At 39.5% G+C, this 19,738-nt stretch carries 15 protein-coding genes and 1 tRNA gene; 13 read left to right on the top strand and 3 right to left on the bottom strand.

Features of this window, described 5'->3' with window-relative positions; all coding sequences use genetic code 11:
* Positions 1–43: 43 nt before the first annotated feature.
* Together A3G3_RS0111815 and ygfZ are read right to left on the bottom strand one after the other, a co-directional pair.
* Positions 44–1,678 carry a CTP synthase gene (locus A3G3_RS0111815; protein ID WP_019520730.1) on the bottom strand — a complete coding sequence of 545 codons (1,635 nt, stop codon included), beginning with the start codon at positions 1,676–1,678 and terminating at the stop codon, positions 44–46.
* Between the two features lie 83 nt (positions 1,679–1,761).
* Positions 1,762–2,463: a CAF17-like 4Fe-4S cluster assembly/insertion protein YgfZ gene (gene ygfZ, locus A3G3_RS0111810; protein ID WP_019520729.1), complete on the bottom strand. Its 702-nt coding sequence runs from the start codon at positions 2,461–2,463 to the stop codon at positions 1,762–1,764.
* A 136-nt stretch (positions 2,464–2,599) separates the two neighbouring features.
* Between ygfZ and A3G3_RS0111805 the strand changes: the two genes are divergently transcribed.
* The 12 genes from A3G3_RS0111805 (at position 2,600) to A3G3_RS0111745 (ending at position 14,362) form a co-directional block, all read left to right on the top strand.
* A complete protein-coding gene (locus A3G3_RS0111805) occupies positions 2,600–2,938 on the top strand; it encodes a zinc ribbon domain-containing protein YjdM (protein ID WP_019520728.1) in 339 nt (112 codons plus the stop codon).
* A gap of 44 nt (positions 2,939–2,982) precedes the next feature.
* The gene (locus A3G3_RS0111800; protein WP_019520727.1) at positions 2,983–3,747 is read left to right on the top strand and encodes a rhomboid family intramembrane serine protease; all 765 of its coding nucleotides are present in this window, start codon (positions 2,983–2,985) and stop codon (positions 3,745–3,747) included.
* A 153-nt stretch (positions 3,748–3,900) separates the two neighbouring features.
* Positions 3,901–5,430 carry a fumarate hydratase gene (locus A3G3_RS0111790; protein ID WP_019520725.1) on the top strand — a complete coding sequence of 510 codons (1,530 nt, stop codon included), beginning with the start codon at positions 3,901–3,903 and terminating at the stop codon, positions 5,428–5,430.
* Between the two features lie 91 nt (positions 5,431–5,521).
* Complete coding sequence (locus A3G3_RS14945; RefSeq protein WP_394261930.1) at positions 5,522–5,677, top strand: DMT family transporter; 156 nt, start codon at positions 5,522–5,524, stop codon at positions 5,675–5,677.
* Positions 5,678–5,752: 75 nt separating this feature from the next.
* On the top strand, positions 5,753–6,586 hold the full coding sequence (gene queF / locus A3G3_RS0111780; protein WP_019520723.1) for an NADPH-dependent 7-cyano-7-deazaguanine reductase QueF: 834 nt from the start codon (positions 5,753–5,755) through the stop codon (positions 6,584–6,586).
* Between the two features lie 133 nt (positions 6,587–6,719).
* Entirely contained in the window at positions 6,720–7,772 is a 1,053-nt protein-coding gene (gene nagZ / locus A3G3_RS0111775; protein WP_019520722.1) for a beta-N-acetylhexosaminidase, read from the top strand.
* 120 nt (positions 7,773–7,892) lie between these two features.
* Positions 7,893–7,969: transfer RNA gene (locus tag A3G3_RS0111770), tRNA-Met, on the top strand.
* Between the two features lie 122 nt (positions 7,970–8,091).
* Positions 8,092–8,592 carry a ribosome maturation factor RimP gene (rimP, locus tag A3G3_RS0111765; protein WP_019520721.1) on the top strand — a complete coding sequence of 167 codons (501 nt, stop codon included), beginning with the start codon at positions 8,092–8,094 and terminating at the stop codon, positions 8,590–8,592.
* A gap of 77 nt (positions 8,593–8,669) precedes the next feature.
* Entirely contained in the window at positions 8,670–10,154 is a 1,485-nt protein-coding gene (gene nusA, locus A3G3_RS0111760; protein WP_019520720.1) for a transcription termination factor NusA, read from the top strand.
* A 14-nt stretch (positions 10,155–10,168) separates the two neighbouring features.
* Complete coding sequence (gene infB / locus A3G3_RS0111755) at positions 10,169–12,952, top strand: translation initiation factor IF-2 (RefSeq protein ID WP_019520719.1); 2,784 nt, start codon at positions 10,169–10,171, stop codon at positions 12,950–12,952.
* Positions 12,953–13,020: 68 nt separating this feature from the next.
* Positions 13,021–13,413, top strand: coding sequence for a ribosome-binding factor A (locus tag A3G3_RS0111750; RefSeq protein ID WP_019520718.1), 393 nt, complete (start codon positions 13,021–13,023; stop codon positions 13,411–13,413).
* A gap of 394 nt (positions 13,414–13,807) precedes the next feature.
* Complete coding sequence (locus tag A3G3_RS0111745; RefSeq protein ID WP_019520717.1) at positions 13,808–14,362, top strand: YagU family protein; 555 nt, start codon at positions 13,808–13,810, stop codon at positions 14,360–14,362.
* An 87-nt stretch (positions 14,363–14,449) separates the two neighbouring features.
* Here A3G3_RS0111745 and A3G3_RS0111740 read toward each other — a convergent pair whose 3' ends face one another.
* Entirely contained in the window at positions 14,450–15,406 is a 957-nt protein-coding gene (locus A3G3_RS0111740) for an NAD(P)H-dependent flavin oxidoreductase (protein ID WP_019520716.1), read from the bottom strand.
* Between the two features lie 181 nt (positions 15,407–15,587).
* Between A3G3_RS0111740 and A3G3_RS0111735 the strand changes: the two genes are divergently transcribed.
* The gene (locus A3G3_RS0111735) at positions 15,588–19,733 is read left to right on the top strand and encodes an NACHT domain-containing protein (RefSeq protein WP_019520715.1); all 4,146 of its coding nucleotides are present in this window, start codon (positions 15,588–15,590) and stop codon (positions 19,731–19,733) included.
* The last annotated feature ends 5 nt before the right edge of the window (positions 19,734–19,738 follow it).

Genomic DNA, 19,738 nt, shown 5'->3' with positions numbered 1-19,738 from the left:
AAAAACCACCAGAATGGTGGTTTTTGCTAAAGTTATCAACGCTTTAACGCTTATTTTTATAGTGTTTACTCGCTTGAACAAAACTATTAAATAACGGATGCCCATCTCTTGGTGAACTGGTAAACTCTGGGTGGTATTGAACCGCCACAAACCAGTCATGCGTAGGGATTTCCACCGCTTCTACCAAATGTTGTTTGGCAGAATAGCCAGAGATTTTCATGCCTTTTTGCTCTAAATCGTTAATATAACGACCGTTCATTTCATAGCGATGGCGATGACGTTCAGTAATCATAGGTGAGCCATAGATTTGACGAAGTTTGCTATCTTCTACCAATTGTGCTTGTTGAGCCCCCAGACGCATTGTTCCGCCCAAATCTGACGTGTCGCTACGCACTTGTAATTCGCCTTTTTCATCAAACCATTCGGTAATCAAGCCGATAAGTGGTGCTTTGGTTTTTTTGTCAAATTCGGTAGAATTGGCTTCTAATCCCAATACCTTGCGGGCAAACTCAATCACCGCTAACTGCATACCCAAGCAAATCCCCAAAAATGGCACATTGTTTTCACGAGCATAAGTAATGGCTTTCATTTTACCAAGTGTACCACGCTCACCAAAACCACCTGGTACTAAAATAGCATCGGCTTGTTTTAGCTCATGAAAAAGTTTATCATCAGTTTCTAGTTTTTCAGCATCGATGTAATGAATGCTAACTTTGACATCATTTTGAATGCCTGAAGCAAGCAGGGCCTCATTGATAGATTTATACGCATCAGGCAATTCCACATATTTACCAACCACTGCCACCGTTACATTTTCTTGATTGCTCAATAAAGAGCCAGTAACCTTGTCCCAGTCAGATAAATCGGCTGGCGGTGCTTGAATGCCAAAACGCTCACAAATTAACTCATCAAGCTGTTGCTCATGCAAAATGCGTGGAATTTGGTAAATGGTTTTTGCATCAGGACAAAGGATAACTGCACGCTCTTCCACATTGGTAAACAGGGCGATTTTTCGGCGATTGTCTTCGCTAATCGGCTGTTCACTACGGCAAATCAACACATCAGGCTGTAGCCCAATAGAGCGTAATTCTTTAACGGAGTGTTGGGTTGGTTTGGTTTTGCTTTCACCAGCACTAGAAATATATGGCACAAGCGTTAAGTGCATGAGCATGGCACGATTTCGCCCAAGTTCTACTTGTAACTGACGCACTGCTTCCATAAACGGCAAACTTTCAATATCACCCACCGTTCCGCCAATCTCAATCATGGCGATATCATATCCTTCGCCACTTTGTAGAATGCGGTGTTTGATTTCATCGGTGATATGCGGAATAACCTGTACAGTCGCCCCAAGATAGTCGCCACGGCGTTCTTTTTCAAGGACAGTTTGATAAATGCGACCACTGGTAAAGTTGTTTGCTTTGCTCATTTTGCTACGGCTTAAAAACCGCTCATAGTAGCCTAAGTCAAGGTCAGTTTCTGCCCCGTCTTCGGTTACAAATACCTCGCCATGTTGAAATGGACTCATCGTGCCAGGGTCAAGGTTAATATAGGGGTCAAGTTTGGTCATGGTTACTTTTAAACCACGAGCTTCAAGGGTAGATGCCACGGATGCTGCAGTGATGCCCTTTCCCAAAGAAGAAACAACACCGCCTGTTACAAAGATAAATTTTGTCATAAATTAAATTCGCTGTTAGGTAAAACAGAATTTTACTAAAAAATTGGCAATTTAGCAAAAAATTTCTGCAAGATTTTCACAAATTAAACTTCACGAGCCACAGAGCGTTGTAAATTTTCGGGTAGTGGCAAAATTTCAATGCTTGTTAAATCATTAGGACGAGCCACAACTAAGGCTTGATTGTTAAATTGATTGATAATTTGCACTTTTTCATTCAATTTATTTGACAAACTGACACGATGTAGCCACGCCTTTGGACTGGCTTTAAACCACAAACGTGCGACAATCTCCTGCCCCAAATAACAACCCTTATCATAATCCACGCCACCACGCTGATGTAGGCGTAATTCCTGCGGTTGGAACAGTTCGCTACTGTCTTTGCTGAGCCAATAATTGCCTTGCTCAATACTGATTTTTTGCCAATCTTCCACGTTTTTATCAGCAATATCGGTTGAAAAAGTGGGAAAATTGTCCACAACAGTTGGGAAAATTTCGTATTTTTCCGCCAACTCCACCTTAGAAAATGCCCCATATTTTTTGACATGATTGGCAAAATCTTCCGCCAAATCACTGCTTAATACGATATGATAGCCGTTTTCACATTGTTTTAGCCAAAGCCCAAATTGCACTCGCCCTTTTAAATTGCAAATGGCAGTTGGCAAAAAAGTATCAGTGATTTTGGCAACATTGGCGGTTAATTGACCTTGCAAAAATTTGGCAGTATCGGCAAGTTTATCCGTACTTTTGGCGTTGCCTGTGAGTAAAAATTGTACAAAATTTGGCATAATTTTTCCTTGAATATTTGCAAAAAATTAGGGTTTATTTTGGGGTTTTTTGCAAAAAATTACAAGTTTTTAGCAAAATCGGTTACAATATATGATTGTTTATCTAATTTTTTTTAACCAAACTTTAGGAAAATTTATGTCTTTACCAGCTTGCCCAAAATGTAGTGAAGAATATACTTACCAAGATGGCGATTTGCTGATTTGCCCCATGTGTAGCCATGAGTGGCAAGACGGCGAAAGTAGCGAAGTAGTTGCTGTGATTAAAGATGCTGTCGGCAATGTATTGGCGGACGGCGATAGCGTTACGGTGATAAAAGATTTAAAGGTAAAAGGCTCATCTACGCCGATTAAAGTTGGCACAAAAGTCAAATCCATTCGCTTAATTTATGATGCCCCAGACGACCATGATATTGATTGTAAAATTGATGGCTTTGGGGCGATGAAATTAAAGTCCAGCGTGGTAAAAAAAGCCTAAGAATGAAATAAATTAAAATGACAAAACATTAGAAATTTTACGCTATGTCTGCTGATTTTTTACCAAAAAATTCGCCACTTGCCATTGGGCTACGCCATTATCCTAGCACCATTTTGTTAATCATGCTGTGCGTTGTGCTGTTTTTAATCCAAATTGCCACAGGTGTGGACGCAAGTAACCCAAGCACCAAAGACCTGCTCCATTGGGGGGCAAACGCCATGCCCTTAAGTCTTGGCGATGAGCCGTTTCGCCTGGTTACGAGCTTGGTGTTGCACGTTGGTTTATTGCATTTGATGTTTAATATGTATGCGTTATATTATTTTGGACAGGTGGCGGAACGCATGATTGGCTCTGTTAACCTGTTAATTTTGTTTGTGTTATCAGGTATCGGCGGTAATTTACTCAACAATTTTTTGGCTTTACAAGCGATACTAGGCGGTGGTAAAATCGGGGTGAGTGCAGGGGCATCAGGCGGTATCATGGGTATTGGTTCGGCATTGTTAATGACTGCTTTATTACGCACTGAGATCAATCAGATTGGCTTAAATTTTCGCTCATTATTGTTAGTCATGGCGATAAATTTGGGCTATGGCTTTTTGGTGTCAGGTATTGATAATGCAGGGCATATCGGTGGGGCGTTGACAGGAGCGGTGTTGGGTTTGGTGTATGTGCTTAATGTCAAATCGCACAAAAATTCGCTCAATTTTGTCAAATTTTCGTCGTTAATGCTCAGTGCAGTGGCGGTGATTGCGGTTGTTTTTGGCATGATTTATTGGCAATTACATCAAAATATTATGGCGTTACTTTAAATTATTTTGAAAATTTTTGCAAAAACTTGTTAAAAAAACAATCAAATTTTTGATTTTGTAAAATCAATGGCGAAACATTGATTTTTGCGGTAAAATTAAACTGCAGTTTTAACGTTGTATTTTTCACTTTCCATTTTTAAAAGGACTAGCCAAATGACAGTCATCAAAAAAGAAGACTTTATCAGCTCAATCGCCAATGCCTTTCAATTTATCAGTTATTACCACCCAAAAGACTTTGTAGATGCGGTATATGACGCATGGCAAAAAGAAACCAATCCATCTGCCAAAAATGCGATGGGGCAAATTCTTGTCAATAGCCGTATGTCGGCGATGGGTCATCGTCCACTATGCCAAGATACAGGCAGTGCGGTGGTGTTTTTAGATATTGGTATGAATGTGCAATGGGATAGCGACATGAGCGTAGAAGATATGGTAAACGAAGGCGTTCGCCGTGCTTATACGAATCCTGATAATCCATTACGTGCGTCCATTTTGCTTGACCCAATTGGCAAACGCCAAAACACCAAAGACAACACCCCTGCCGTGGTGCATATGAATGTGGTAGCAGGTGATAAACTGGACGTTATTTGTGCAGCAAAAGGCGGTGGCTCTGAGAATAAAGCCAAATTTGCCATGTTAAATCCGTCAGATTCTATTGAAGAATGGATTTTAAAAACCATACCACAAATGGGGGCGGGCTGGTGTCCACCCGGGATTTTGGGCATTGGCGTGGGCGGTACGCCAGAAAAAGCCATGATGCTCGCCAAACGCTCGCTTATGGAGCACATTGACATTCACGAACTACAAGCCAAAGCCGACAGCGGGGCAGAGCTAAACAGCGTTGAACGTCTGCGTTTAAATATGTATGAAAAAGTAAACGAACTTGGCGTTGGGGCTCAGGGTCTGGGTGGTTTAACCACTGTGCTTGATGTCAAAGTGCTAGACTTTCCAACCCACGCCGCCAGTAAAGCGGTTGCCATGATTCCAAACTGTGCCGCCACTCGCCATGTGCATTTTACCCTAGACGGCAGTGGTGAAGCGGACATGCCTGTACCACCATTGTCAGACTGGCCAGAAGTAGAGTTTGGCTCAAACGATGTTATCCGTGTCAATGTCAATGAGTTAACCAAAGAAAAATTAAGCCAGTTTAAAATCGGTGATACCTTACTATTAAGCGGAAAAATCCTAACAGGACGTGATGCTGCTCATAAACGCATGGTTGATATGTTAGACAAAGGCGAGCAATTACCGGTTGAATTAAAAAATCGCTTTATTTACTATGTTGGACCAGTTGATGCGGTGGGCGATGAAGTAGTGGGTCCTGCTGGTCCTACCACCTCTACCCGTATGGACAAATTTACCGACAAAATTTTGCAACAAGGTTTAATCGGAATGATTGGCAAATCGGAACGTAGCCCAGCCACTTGTGAGGTGATTGCCAAACATGGGGCGATTTATCTGATTGCCGTTGGTGGAGCGGCCTACCTTGTATCAAAAGCGATTAAAGCATCAAAAACTTTGGCATTTCCAGAGCTTGGCATGGAAGCGATTTATGAGTTTGACATTGAAGATATGCCAGTCACCGTTGCGGTTGATAATCAAGGTAACAGTATTCACCGCTTTGACAAAGTGGCTGAACGTGCCAAAGACGTGATTGCACAGCCTGTGCGTTTTGTGCCTTAATTGTAACTGTTCATGAATTAAAAACTGTCAAAACTCTTGGCAGTTTTTTTTAGCAAAATTAATAAAAACCATTTTTTTGGGCATTGCCTATGTGATTTGGAGCGGTGTTGGCATTGTGATGACAGCTTTGGTCGGTTATGTTATGTTTGGCAATCATTTTAACACACCTGCAATTAATTATTGGTATGAGTTTAACTGTGTTGGTCGTGGTTATCATGAATATTTTTTCAAACACAACAGGATATAGCTAAAAACGCATGTTGCAAAATTGTAGCTAAGCCTTTATAGTAACGCCTTTCAATCTGGATAAAAGTGGTAAAAAATGACAACAGTTAATCAAATGCATGGTATTTTAGGGCAAAGCACCCATTATCCAAAGACCTATGCCCCTGATATTTTATTTCCAATCGCTCGTTCGCTAGGGCGAGAAAAATTGGCGTTAAAAGATTTTATTGGTGTAGATTATTGGCAAATTTTTGAATTATCATGGCTTAATCCACAAGGCATTTCCCAAGTGGCGACTGCTCGTTTAATCGTGCCTGCGACTTCGGAATTTATCATTGAATCAAAATCATTAAAGCTGTATTTAAATAGTTTAAATTTTACCATATTTGCCAGTGTAACTAATGTTCAAAAAACGGTTGAAAATGATTTGTCAAATTGCTTAAAAACGACAGTTCAATTACAGATTTTTTCGCTTGATGATGACACGTTAAAGATTGATAAAGCAATGGGCGAATGTTTGGATAATATTTTTGACGATTTGGATAAAAAGGTTACTTTAACCGATGATGTGAGTCCAGAGTTATTAAGTATTGCCAAAGATGAATATGCTTTACAACATTTTCACAGCCATTTATTACGGTCAAATTGTCCTGTTACCAATCAGCCAGATTGGGGAACGGTGGAGGTTTTGATGGATGGTTTAACAGCTGACAAAGCAGATTTATTACAATATATTTTAAGCTTTAGACAACATAATGGCTTTCATGAGCAATGTGTTGAGCAGATTTTTAGTGATTTAACAACCACTTATCAGCCAAAAAGCCTTATGGTACGAGCGTGGTACACTCGGCGTGGTGGCATTGACATTAACCCTGTGCGTGTGAGTGATGAAAGTTTAATGCCAAAATTTAGTCGTCTAGTACGTCAATGATTTTAGGATAATTTATGAAAAAATTAGTTTTTCTTGATGCAAAAATAAATATACGATTATGGCATTAAATCGTTTAAAACACGAATTTAAGCCAAAGTAATTAAATCTATGTCAATAATTTATTGAGAAAATTATGTCAAACAAGCAAACAATCGGTCAATTAATGTTAGATGTTGCAGGCACAGAATTGACCCATGATGATGAACAAATTTTACAACAAGCTCAAGTCGGTGGCGTGATTTTATTTGCTCGTAATGTAGCAAATCCAACCCAAGTGCGAGAACTCACCGACAGCATTCGAGCGGTTAATCCCAATATTTTAATTGCCGTAGACCAAGAAGGCGGGCGAGTGGCTCGTTTGCGTCAAGGTTTTTCGCCTTTGCCTGCGATGGGAAGATTGGGCGAACTCTTTGAAAAAGAGCCGATTTTGGCGTTAGAATTGGCGTTTTCTTGTGGTTATTTAATGGCAAGCGAAGTGTTAGCAGTTGGCATTGATTTTAGCTTTGCCCCTGTGCTTGATGTCAATGGCGTAAGCCAAGTGATTGGCGATAGGGCGTTTCACCAAAATCCAACTGCCATTACACCACTTTCTGCCCAATTTATGCGTGGTATGAAATCAGCAGGTATGGCGACCACTGGTAAACATTTTCCGGGGCATGGCTCGGTTGCCCCTGATTCACACGTTGCTGATGCGGTTGATGAACGGGAATTTGACGAGATTTTTAAATTTGATATGCAACCTTTTATCAATAATTTTTCATTGCTTGACGCGTTGATGCCCGCCCATGTGATTTTTAGCAAAGTTGATGATAAGCCTGCAGGTTTTTCTAAAGTTTGGTTACAAGATATTATTCGGCAAAAGTTGGGTTTTAATGGCGTGTTATTTTCCGATGATTTGTCCATGAAGGCCGCTCACATGGCAGGCGATGCTGATAAACGCATTGAATTTGCCTTAAATGCAGGGTGTGACATGGGCTTGGTGTGTAATGATAGAGAGTCGGCGTTACTTGCGTTAAACCATTTGCAGAAAAATTCTGAATTGGTGCAAACCGAAAGTGGCGAACGCTTGGCAAAAATGCGTGGCAAATTACCAACTTGGCAAACTTGTTTAACCAGCACTTGTGAAAATTTAACAGATTGGCAAGTGAGCGTTGAAAAAATTCAAGCCCAATTTTTTGTTGAATGATTTTTTTAAAACATTGAAAATATTGCTAAAAATTTGGTAAACTGGGTAAGTTTTAATTTTTTTTGCAAATAAGGGTTGACAAGGTTGTCGGTTTTGTATAGAATAGCACACCTAAGTTGTTGCGGGGTGGAGCAGTCTGGTAGCTCGTCGGGCTCATAACCCGAAGGTCGTTGGTTCAAATCCAGCCCCCGCTACCAATTTTTCTTAACTACTGTTAAGTAGTTAGATTAAATCAGCCTATTTTTGATTTAAACCCACCAAGTTAGTTTGTGGGTTTTTTTGTATCTATTGAATTTACAAGAATGTTATCAAGGAAATTATGAAACTATCAACCAAAGTTGCTGAATTGACCCAAATCATTGAGCCTGCGGTAACGGCTTGTGATGTTAGCTTGTGGGGGATTGAGTTTGTACCACAAGGGCGTAAATCGTTGCTTCGTATTTATATTGAAGCCTTGCCCGAAGACCGTGAAGCAGGCAGACAAGTCACCATTGAAGATTGTGCGAGTGTTACTCACCAAGTCAGTGGGGTGTTAGACGTGCATGACCCGATTGCGGGCGAATATATGCTAGAAGTGTCATCTCCGGGGCTTGACCGTTCTTTGTTCAGCCCTGAGCAGTTAGCGATGTATGTGGACGAAGTGGTCAATTTGCGTTTGATTCAGCCGATTGGTGAAGGCAGTGCCAAACGCCGTAAGGTTGAAGGTGAGTTACACGAGCTAATTGATAATGGTATTCGTGTGCGTACCAAAGATAATCTTGAGTTTGATATTTTGTTTGACAATATTGATAAGGCAAATTTGGTTTATCAGTTTAACTAGCTTTTAACTACTTTTTAACTTATTTTTAAATTTTATGCTTGCCTATTGTAGGGTAACGATTTAGGTGTTTAAGTGTTATGAATAAAGAAATTTTAACCGTTGTAGAAACCGTCAGTAATGAAAAGGGTTTGAACGCCGAAGATATTTTTCAGGCGATTGAACAAGCGTTGGTGGTTTCTACCAAGAAAAAAGTGTATAGCGAACAGCCAGAAGTTGCTATTCGTGTGCATATTGACCGTAAAACAGGGGATTATGACACCTATCGTTATTGGACGGTGGTGGCGGATGAAGATCACGAAATGCCTGCGTGTCAGCTTGCGATTAGTGATTTGGACGAAACTGAGTGGCAAATTGGCGATGTCAAAGAAGAACAAATTGAGTCCATTGAATTTGGGCGTATCGCTGCGACACAAGCCAAACAAGTGATTATCCAAAAAATCCGTGAAGCGGAGCGTTCATTGGTTGCTGATGCGTTTGAACATCGCCTTGGTGAGATGATTACAGGCGAAGTGAAAAAAGTTGCTCGTGATGGTTATATCATTGATTTGGGTGATAATGTAGAAGCCCATTTGCCACGTGATAAAATGTTGCCAAGAGAGCAGTTGCGTGTTAAAGCTCGTGTCAATGCGATTTTGGAACAAGTGAACCGTGATAATCGTGGTTCACAGTTAGTGCTATCTCGTACATCACCACAAATGTTAATCGCGTTAATGCAAAAAGAAATTCCAGAAATTGCCGAGCAAATCATTGAAATTCGGGATGTGGCTCGTCAACCAGGGATACGTGCAAAAATTTCGGTGAAAACCAACGACCACCGCATTGACCCTGTTGGGGCGTGTATCGGTATGCGTGGCACTCGTATCCAAGCGGTACAACAAGAGTTGGAAGGCGAACGCATTGATGTGGTGGTGTGGTCAGACGACCCTGTACAATATATCATCAGTGCCTTAGAGCCTGCTGATGTGGATAGAATTATCCTTGATGAAGATACCAAAACTGCAGACATTATCTTTGTTGCCAATGACCAGTTGGCACGAGCGATTGGCTCAGCAGGACAAAACGTCCGTTTGGCATCAGATTTGACAGGTTATCGTCTAAATATGATGCTAGAAGATGAGTACAACGCTCGCCAAGAGTCTGAAACCAAAGTTTATAAAGATTTATTCTATAGCCGTTTGGAAGTGGACGAAGATTTGGCTCAAGCCCTTGTGGACGTTGGTTTTACCAGTCTTGAAGAAGTGGCGTACGTGCCTGCCGAAACCTTCTATGATATTGACGGTTTAGACGATGATGCGATTGACGCTATCCAAGAACGTGCCAAAGAAGCGGTGATTGCCGATGAATTGGTCAAACAACAAAATATGAAAGAACCAAGCCCTGAACTATTGGCACTAGAAGGCATGACCCAAGCATGGGCGTACAAGCTTGCCGAACGTGATATTATCACGCTTGACGACTTAGCCGAGCAAGCCATTTTTGACATTAAAGACATTGAAGGCTTGGACGAAAAAACCGCAGGTCAACTCATTATGAAGGCCCGTGAATCATGGTTTAACGAATAAAAAAAGGTGAACGAATGGCAGATAAAACCGTCAAACAACTTGCAGAAATGACCCAAACAACCGTTGACACGATTAAAAAACAACTGGTTGATGCAGGGCTAAATGCACGTGGCGACAATGACATCGTCACCGAGACTGAACAGCAACAACTCGTTGGTTTTTTAAAACAAAGCCACGGAGAAGTGCAAAAATCTCGCATTAGCCTAAAAAGCAAAACCACCCAGACCGCAAAAGTAACGGGTACATCGGGCAAAGCCAAAAATATTAACGTAGAAGTGCGTAAAAAAAAGGTATTTGAAAAACCAAATGCCAACAAAATCGCTGAAGAACTTGCCCAACGTGAACAAGCGTTAAAACAAGAGCAAGAAAAAGCCCGTCTTGCCAAAGAGCAAGCCGACAAACAACAAGCGGAAAAACAAAAGGCAAAACAAGAAGCTGAAGCTCGCCAACAAGCAACTTTGGCAGCGATGCGTGCCAATCTTGGTAGTGGCAAAAAAGATAACCACAGCACCAACGCAACCAGCGTGGTGGTAAAAAAAGTCGCCAAAACCGATGAAACCGCCAACAAAACAACGGCAAAAACCGAAATCAAAGCGGATAAAAAATCGGCAAAAATTGACAAAAAGGCCCCTGTTAAAAAAGAAAACAGCGAGCAACGTAAAGCCCGTGAAGTCGAAGAAGAACGCTTGCGTCAAATTGAAGCAGAAAACCGCCGTAAACAGGCGGAAGAAGCCCAACAACGCACCTTAGAAAAAATGCGTGAAATGGCAAGCAAATACTCATCAGATGACAAAGACGGCGAAACCACTACCGTTGTGCGTCGTGATGCAGGTGAGCCATTGGCGGAAGGCTTGGTCGGTCAAGCATTAGAAGATTCGTTTGAAAAAGAACGCCGTGAAATCAAACGTGGCTCAACCACATCCGCCAATAAAAACCGCCGTCGTCGCCGTGATGATGACCACGAACAAGAAGTCAAAAATCGGGCTCGTGGCTTAAAATCATCTCATGCCAATAAACACAAGTTTGAAAAACCAGTGGAAAAAATCGTCCATAACGTTGAAATTGGCGAAACAATTGTCGTTTCTGATTTAGCCCAAAAAATGGCGGTTAAAGCCCGTGAAGTGGTTAAAATGCTCATGAAAATGGGCGAGTTAGTGCGTGAAACGGAAAGCATTGACCAAGAAACTGCTGCGTTATTGGTTGAAGAAATGGGGCATAACCCTGTGTTGGTTAGCTCAACCCAAGTAGAAGACTCACTGCGTGAAGCGGTTGGTGAAAAGAGCAGTAACGTACAAGCCCGTCCGCCTGTGGTTACCATTATGGGACACGTGGACCATGGTAAAACCTCTTTACTGGACAAAATCCGTTCAACCAAAGTCGCATCAGGCGAAGCAGGTGGTATTACCCAGCATATCGGTGCCTACCATGTCACCACAGAGCAAGGCGTGATTACCTTCCTTGACACGCCTGGTCATGCTGCCTTTACTGCTATGCGTTCTCGTGGGGCAAAAGCGACAGATATTGTCGTACTTGTGGTCGCAGCTGATGACGGCATGATGCCACAAACCGCTGAAGCGATTGACCATGCTCGTGCGGCAGGTACACCCATTATCGTTGCCATTAACAAAATGGACAAAGACACCGCAGACCCTGACCGTGTGTTAAACGATTTGACCACCAAAGAAGTTGTGCCAGAAGAGTGGGGCGGTGATACGCCTGTTGTCAAAGTTTCGGCTTTGACAGGGCAAGGTATTGATGAATTGCTAGAAGTCATTCACCTACAAGCAGAAGTTATGGAGCTAGAAGTAGCGACTGACGGTGCAGCACAAGGGGTAGTGATTGAATCTCGCCTAGAAAAAGGACGTGGTGCGGTTACCAGCTTGCTTGTGAAACAAGGCACGCTAAAACAGGGCGATTTGGTATTAGCAGGCGAATACTATGGTCGTGTGCGTGCGATGACCGATGAAAACGGCAAAAAAATCACGTCGGCAGGTCCATCAATCCCTGTTGAGATTTTAGGCTTGCCTGATACACCGATGGCAGGTAGTGAGTTCATGGTGGTTGATGATGAGAAAAAAGCCCGTGAAGTCGCTGAATACCGCATGGTACGTGAGCGTGAGCGAGTGCTTGAACGCCAAGCCAAATCTCGCCTTGAAAACTTGTTTGACCAAATGAATGATGCCAAATTGCCAACGGTGAATTTAATCTTAAAAACCGATGTGCGTGGATCGCTAGAAGCCTTGTTATCGGCCTTAGATGAATTATCAACCGATGAAGTGAAAGTCAGAGTCATCTCATCAGGCGTCGGTCCAATCTCTGAATCAGACGTGGTATTGGCAGAATCTAGTGAAGCGGTACTGTTAGGCTTTAACGTACGTGCTGATAGCACTGCTCGCCGTAAAGCAGACGAAGCAGGGTTAGATATCCGTTATTATAGTGTGATTTATGGCTTGATTGACGATGTCAAATCGGCGATGAGTGGCTTATTATCGCCAGAACACCGTGAAAAAATCTTGGGTATTGCTGAAGTGCGTGAAGTATTCCACTCTAGCCGTTTTGGTTATGCCGCTGGCTGTATGGTACAAGAAGGCACGATTATTCGTAACAAGCCAATCCGAGTATTGCGTGATGACCAAGTGATTTTTACAGGTCAATTACAATCATTACGCCGTTTTAAAGACGATGTCACCGAAGTGCGAGCAGGCATGGAATGTGGTCTTGCGGTAAAAGGCTACGAAGTCAAAGCAGGCGATAAAATTGAAGTGTTTGAAATTCAAGAAGTCAAACGCACATTGTAATTTTATAAAAACTAAAAAAAGGTCTAATGGATAATTAGACCTTTTTTGTCAAAAATAAGGATAAAAAAATGAACCAACGTTTACAACGTCTAGCTGACCAAATCCAACGTGAACTTGCCGTATTAATCCGTGATGAAATCAATGACCCACGTTTAACAGGATTGGTAACCATTTCAAATGTCAAAATCAGTCCAGATTTGGGCTATGCGGACATTTATGTTACTGTTATGGAAACCGAGCGTGATGATGCCATGGCAAAAGACTTTCATGAAGAGAGTCTGCAAGTATTAAACAAAGCATCAGGTTTTTTGCGTACCGAATTAAGCCATATTTTACGCACTCGCACTACGCCACGCTTGCGTTTTCATTACGATGAAGTAACCGCCAATACCAATTATATGTTAAATTTAATCTCAAAAGCGGTGCAAAAAACCGAAGATGATGATAATCAAGTTGTCTAAATCAAACCCTGCCCTAAAAGTTATCGCTATTTTGGGGTGATTTTTAAACGCTATGATTATCTTGTTTTACAAAATTTTTGGTATACAATGTGAACTAATGATTAGATGTAATCAAAGCCTACGCACCCGAATTATTTTATAAGGCGGGTAATTTTAAATGGACGGATTTTCAAACATTTTTAACTTAAACAGAGACCAAAGCTAATTTTGATGAAAATGCGTGGGCGAAAAAGCGGACAATAAAGTTTTGCCAAATAAGGTGTTGTTCAATAAAGTCATTGAGGTGTATTTGAGATTGATGGTCAAAATGGGCTATTTTAGCATAAATCATTACAATTTTTGTCTATTTGGGATATAATTAGCTGACAATATTATTTATGATAGGAAAAATATAATGGCGTTTAGTAAATCTGACAAACAAATCATCGTTTGGACGACCTTAGTTGGGGGGTTTATCAGCTCGTTGGTTAAATGGGGTTCGGAGGTCAATATGCCACCTCGTGTCAAAGGCGAAATCTCGCCCCCTGGTGCTCATATTGATGCTTGGCTTGGTCCGCTAGGATTTAATCAGCATTCATTGGACTATGTTTATCAAGGCAATGATATTTTGGGGGCGGTAACTTTATATCATTGGCTATTTAGTTTTGCCTTTGCGTTCGTGTATGTTTTGGGGTCAATGTATTGGTCAAAAACTCGTCTTTGGTATGGTGCTTTGTATGGTATTTTGATTAGTGTTATTTTTCACGGCTTTGTCATTCCTGCATTTGGTTTTCGCAATCCTGTCTATGCCGATGGCAAAGTTGGTTGGCTGTGGAATCTTAACTTTGCTGAAAATTTAAGTGAAATTGTGGGGCATATTTACTGGGCGGTGTCCATTGAGATTTGTATGATTGCTGTGTTGGCACATTTTGGCAAACCCATTTATGGTAAATGGTGGTCGTCAAAATAAGCCATAAAAAATATCAAAAAGCACCCAAGCGGTGCTTTTTTAAACGCTGTGTTTTAAATAGTTAAAAATATTGTTTTTGATGATTAATTAATTAAAACCGCTTGCTAACTCATCAATCAATTCTTTTACGCTTTTGATTTTGTCAATTTGTGATATGCCTGTACCCACCGACACATAGCCATTATCAAAATCGCCTTCTAGCATACCCAAACGCATTCCCGTGCCTGCGTTCATAACGGTGGCGATTTCAGAGCGGGTTGCCCCATTTTCACTCATTTCAAAGCATTTTTGGGCAAGTGTGGTTGGCAATGAGCGGTAATAATACGGCTCGGTGCGAAACAATAACAAATCATTAGCGGTTGCATTCACTATCCATTCTTTAACCTTTTGATGGCTTCGGCACTCGGTTGTGGCGATAAACGCTGTGCCAACCCACACGCCCTCCGCTCCCAACGCTTTGGCAGCCTGCACCGCTTTTTTGTCGCCAATGCCCCCTGCAAGCATTATGGGCAAATCCACCTTGCCAACAAACTCCGCCAAAACGCTAAAACTGCCCACTTCTTTCATCGGCAAAGTCCCGCCTTCGTCAAAGCCTGTCAAAACCAAAATATCCGCCCCAAGTTTTTGGGCTTTTAGGGCATCGGTCAAATTGGGATTGGGTAGACGGCAGATGATTTTGATGCCCGCAGTTTTGAGTTTGGCGTAAATAGCAGGGTCAAGCCAGCCGTTGTCTAGCACCACAGGCACGCTCTCGTCAATCAGCAAATCCACCATCAAGGGAATGAGCGACAAATCATAAGACAGCATAAACGGCACGCCAAAGGGCTTGTCGGTCAAGGCTTTGACCTTACGGATTTCGTTACGCATACGCTCCAAAACTTCTTGATTGGAGCTTGGGTTGGTCGTCTGCCCTGCATGTGGGGCTAAAAAGCCCAGTCCGCCTGCGTCTGCCACGCTTGCCACCAAATGTGCATCTGTCAGCCAGCTCATTGGGGCTTGGACAATGGGGTGTTTGATGTTTAAGATTTGGGTAATGCGGTTCATTGGATTTTCCTGTTTGAATGAAAAAATTAAGCGTATTTTAACAGTTTTGGATTTGGGAAGGAATGAGTGAAAATGGGAAGATGGTTTTTGGATTTGGAAAATTATCAACACTAAAATACTTGAAATACACACGCCAATCCTCATATCAACAAAATTGAATATTTAATTATGGTAAAAGAAAATGTCTATTAGATGGGAAAACATCAAGCCCTTACAAGGTTCTCAAAATGGTGCTTTTGAAGAGCTAGTATGCCAATTGGCACGCCAAGAATTTAAATCTCAAGGAAAATTTACTCGAATTTCTGCACCTGATGGTGGGATTGAAGCAATGTGTGAATTGCCAGATGGTTCCGTATACGGTTGGCAAGCCAAATATTTTTTAAGCTCATTTTCTTCATCACAATGGCAACAAATTGAAGATTCCTTTAAAGAATCTTTAAAAAACTATCCTAAACTAACCAAATACTATGTTTGTGTGGCAACCGATAGAGCAAATGCCAATGTATCTGGAAAGAAATCATTTCTTACCAAATGGGAGGAGCATACCCAAAGATGGAAAGACTTTGCTCAATCACAAGGTAGTGAAATAGAATTTGAATTTTGGGGAAGTTTTGAATTATCTGACTTATTATCAAAACCTGAAAATGCAGGCAAAAAATTCTTTTGGTTTAACGAAAGCGAATTATCTGACAAATGGTTTAAACAATACAATCAACAAGCCATTAATAATCTTGGCGTGCGTTATACACCTGAAATTAATGTTGATTTACCTATTGCAATGCAATTAGAGAGCTTGGCAAGAACCAAAATTTTCAAAAAACATCTGAGTGATAAATTTCATAAATTATTAATAGAAATCACATCACAATACGAATCTCTTTATGATTATGAAGCGTTGAAAAATCATTTTGAATCTGTATATGAACTTTTAATTAATAAACTTAATTTATTAAATATAAACAACTTAGAAACAACAATTGATATTCATCTAATAACTAAAAAAATTAATACACTCATAGAATACCTTCAAGATTTTTCAAAAAACAATCTAAATAACGAAAAACCCAATAATAATGACTACTATCATTTTAGAAAGTTAATTAATGGTTTAGAAAACATTATTGAGTTATTAGAATCATCTGAATTATCGCTATTTAATGGCAAAGTGCTTGTTTTAACGGGTTTGGCTGGTAGTGGAAAATCGCATTTATTAGGCGATTTTGTCCAAAAAAGAAAATCTTATGGAAAATATGCTTTATTGTTATTGGGTCAAGATTTTACAGAAAAATCGAATGTTTGGAATCAAATCTTATCCAAACAACTAAACCTTAATATCACACCCGAAGTATTTTTGTCCGCATTGGATAGCATAGGAGAAATGCAAAAAGAGCGAGTTATTTTAGCCATAGATGCATTAAATGAAGGTGAAGGAAAATCCTTATGGAATAACCAACTTAATGGATTGATTGAGTTGGTAAGTCAATATCCAAATATTGGGCTTGTTCTTAGTGTGCGAAATAGCTATCAAGAAATCATTTTGGAAAAATTAAATGCAAAAAATAAAGATAAATTATGTTATGTAAATCATACTGGATTTATGGATAATGAATTTGAAGCCATTCAAATATTTTTTCCTTATTATGGTTTGCAATTACCAAGCATTCCTTTGCTTAATCCAGAATTTTCCAACCCATTATATTTAAAATTATTTTGTGAATCTTTAAAATATCAAGGGGAAACCTGTGTTCCAAAAGGTCATAAGGGATTTAATCACATTGTAAAATCTTATTTAGATGGTGTTGAAAAACGCATTTGCGAACAAATTGAACAGGATATTGGCTCTCATCTGGTTCAAAGAGCAATTAATGTCATTACAAAATTACAATTGGAAGAAGATAAATATAGTTTGGATTATATGACAGCCAAGAGAAAAGTTCGTGATGAATTAATAGAAGATGTTTCTGAATCTGATGCCAAAAAATTCCTTGATTATTTAATCAAAAAAAATGTTATTAGTAAAAATGCTTACTATAACAGAGATGAAGAGTATATCTATTTTAATTATGAACGAATTGGGGATTATCAAAAAGCCAATTTAATATTAAAAAATATTCACAATCAAGACGATTTTGTTCAATGGTTAGGCACTGAACAAGGAAAAAAGCTATATAGTAGAGTTGGCTATGATAAGGGCGTATGGGAGGCATTAAGTGTATTGTTGCCAGAACGATTTGATTTTGAAGTATTTGAAGTGATTGATTATTCAAAGGAATGGTCTTGGTTTGAGATTATTGTAGAAAATCTCTTTTGGAGGCAACCTGAAAAAATCAATATGCAAAAACTATGGCAATTTTTCAAAAACAGTTCATATTTTAATCAAGCAACTTGGATTAATATTTTATATCAACTGGCTACCGAAATTAACCACCCATTAAATATAAAGTATTTGCATAACAAACTTTATTCTTTTTCTTTGGCGGATAGAGATGCAGTTTGGACGACTTTTATTGCTTTGGAGTCTTACCAATGCCCAGCAATTGAACGACTATTAACTTGGTGTCAGAAATCAAGTGGTCAAGAAAATATTGAACCTGAAGCACTATTATTGGGTGCAATTGCTGTTAGTTGGCTATTTACTTCTACCGATAAACGAAGTAGAAATGGCTATATTAATGCACTGGCTCATTTATTATGGAATAGATTGGAAATTGCATTGGCGTTATTTAAGGAATTTATAGAGGTTAATGACCCTTATGTTATGGAAGGTATTTTATCTGCCATTCACGGAGCTGTTGCTTATTCTGAAAATTTATCTGGCTTAAAAGCACTTGCATTAGAAATAGATAATCAAATATTTAATCAACCTGAAAAAGAAGAAATTTATCCCAACGTTTTGGTTCGTGATTATACTCGCCATATTATTGAATATTCTTTGCAAAAAGATGAGTATTCATCAGATGATATTGAGATAATCAAAGAAAGAATTACGCCACCTTATAGAAGTTCATTTCCCCAAAACTTACCAACCAATGAAGAGATTGATAAAAAATATCATTCTAATGGGCAAAAAATAATTATCCATTCAATGACAACTGAATATGGTCGTGGTGGCGGATATGGCGACTTTGGCAGATATACTTTTGAAGCCAAATTCCGAAATTGGGAGAGTTATAAATTTGGCAATCTCATCAATGTTGATTTATTAAGTAATTATGCTTGCCAAATGATTTTTGAGCAATTTGGCTATGATGACAAGAAGCACCTTAAATTTGATAAAGAAACTCGTTCAAGATATTGGCGAAGAGATGATGCCAGCAAAATTGAGCGAATTGGCAAAAAATATCAATGGCTGGCTTTATATGAAATTTTAGCAAGAGTGATGGATAATTTTCCTGCTTTTTCTAATCGCTATGCCGATGAAATAGGGCTTGAATATATTACTAATTTGGACAACTTTTATCTACCCAAAACCCAAATTAAAATTGTACCGCCAACTAAAACAGATGTATTTTTTCAATACATAAATCAAAAACAATGTAAAACAAAACACTATTTTACCATTCAAAATGATGAATTAATTGATGATTGGGTAAAAACAAATGATTTTCCTGATGTTGGTAATCTTTTGGAAGTAACGATTAATGATGAACAGTGGCTTGTTCTAGAAAGACACGATGATTTTCGTGAATTGGCAAAATTTGGACAAAAAGAAACTTATGATAGGCAAATGTGGTTACAAATTAGAAGTTATTTAGTTAAAGAATCTCAATTTTCAAAAGCAAAAAATTGGTTGGCACAACAAGATTTTATGGGGAGATGGATGCCAGAAGGTAATGAACACTATGGAATGAATATTCATCAATTTTTTGCCGAAAATACATTAAATGAGTGGCAAGAAATTTATCGACATAGGGAAAATGAATCGCCTTCATTTAAGGTAATGTCTAGTGTCGATTCTCACACTTGGGAATCTACTTATGGCAATGACGGCATTTCATTTTATGCACCAATTCCTATGCTTTATCACGGAATGAAAATGAAAAATGCGATTAAAGATGGTTATTGGGTTGATTTACAAAATAATTTGGTTTGCTTTAATCCAGAGATAAATGAAAAATTTCAAAATGGCTTACTGGTTAAAAAAGACAAATTTTTGGATTTTTTAAAAGAACATAAGTTAAAGTTGGTTTGGACTGTATTGGGTGAAAAACACGCTTATAAAGAAAGTAAATTTTTCCAAAAAATTTCAGGAATTTATTATCTATATGGTAAAAACCAACAAGTCCAAGGCAGTATTAAACATTTTATTCAAGAAATCGAACATTAGGGGGA

The organism is Moraxella boevrei DSM 14165, from assembly GCF_000379845.1.
GTDB classification, from domain to species: Bacteria; Pseudomonadota; Gammaproteobacteria; order Pseudomonadales; family Moraxellaceae; genus Faucicola; species Faucicola boevrei.
The sequence above is the reverse complement of the archived record's forward strand: the minus strand, read 5'-3'. Positions and strand labels throughout refer to the sequence as shown.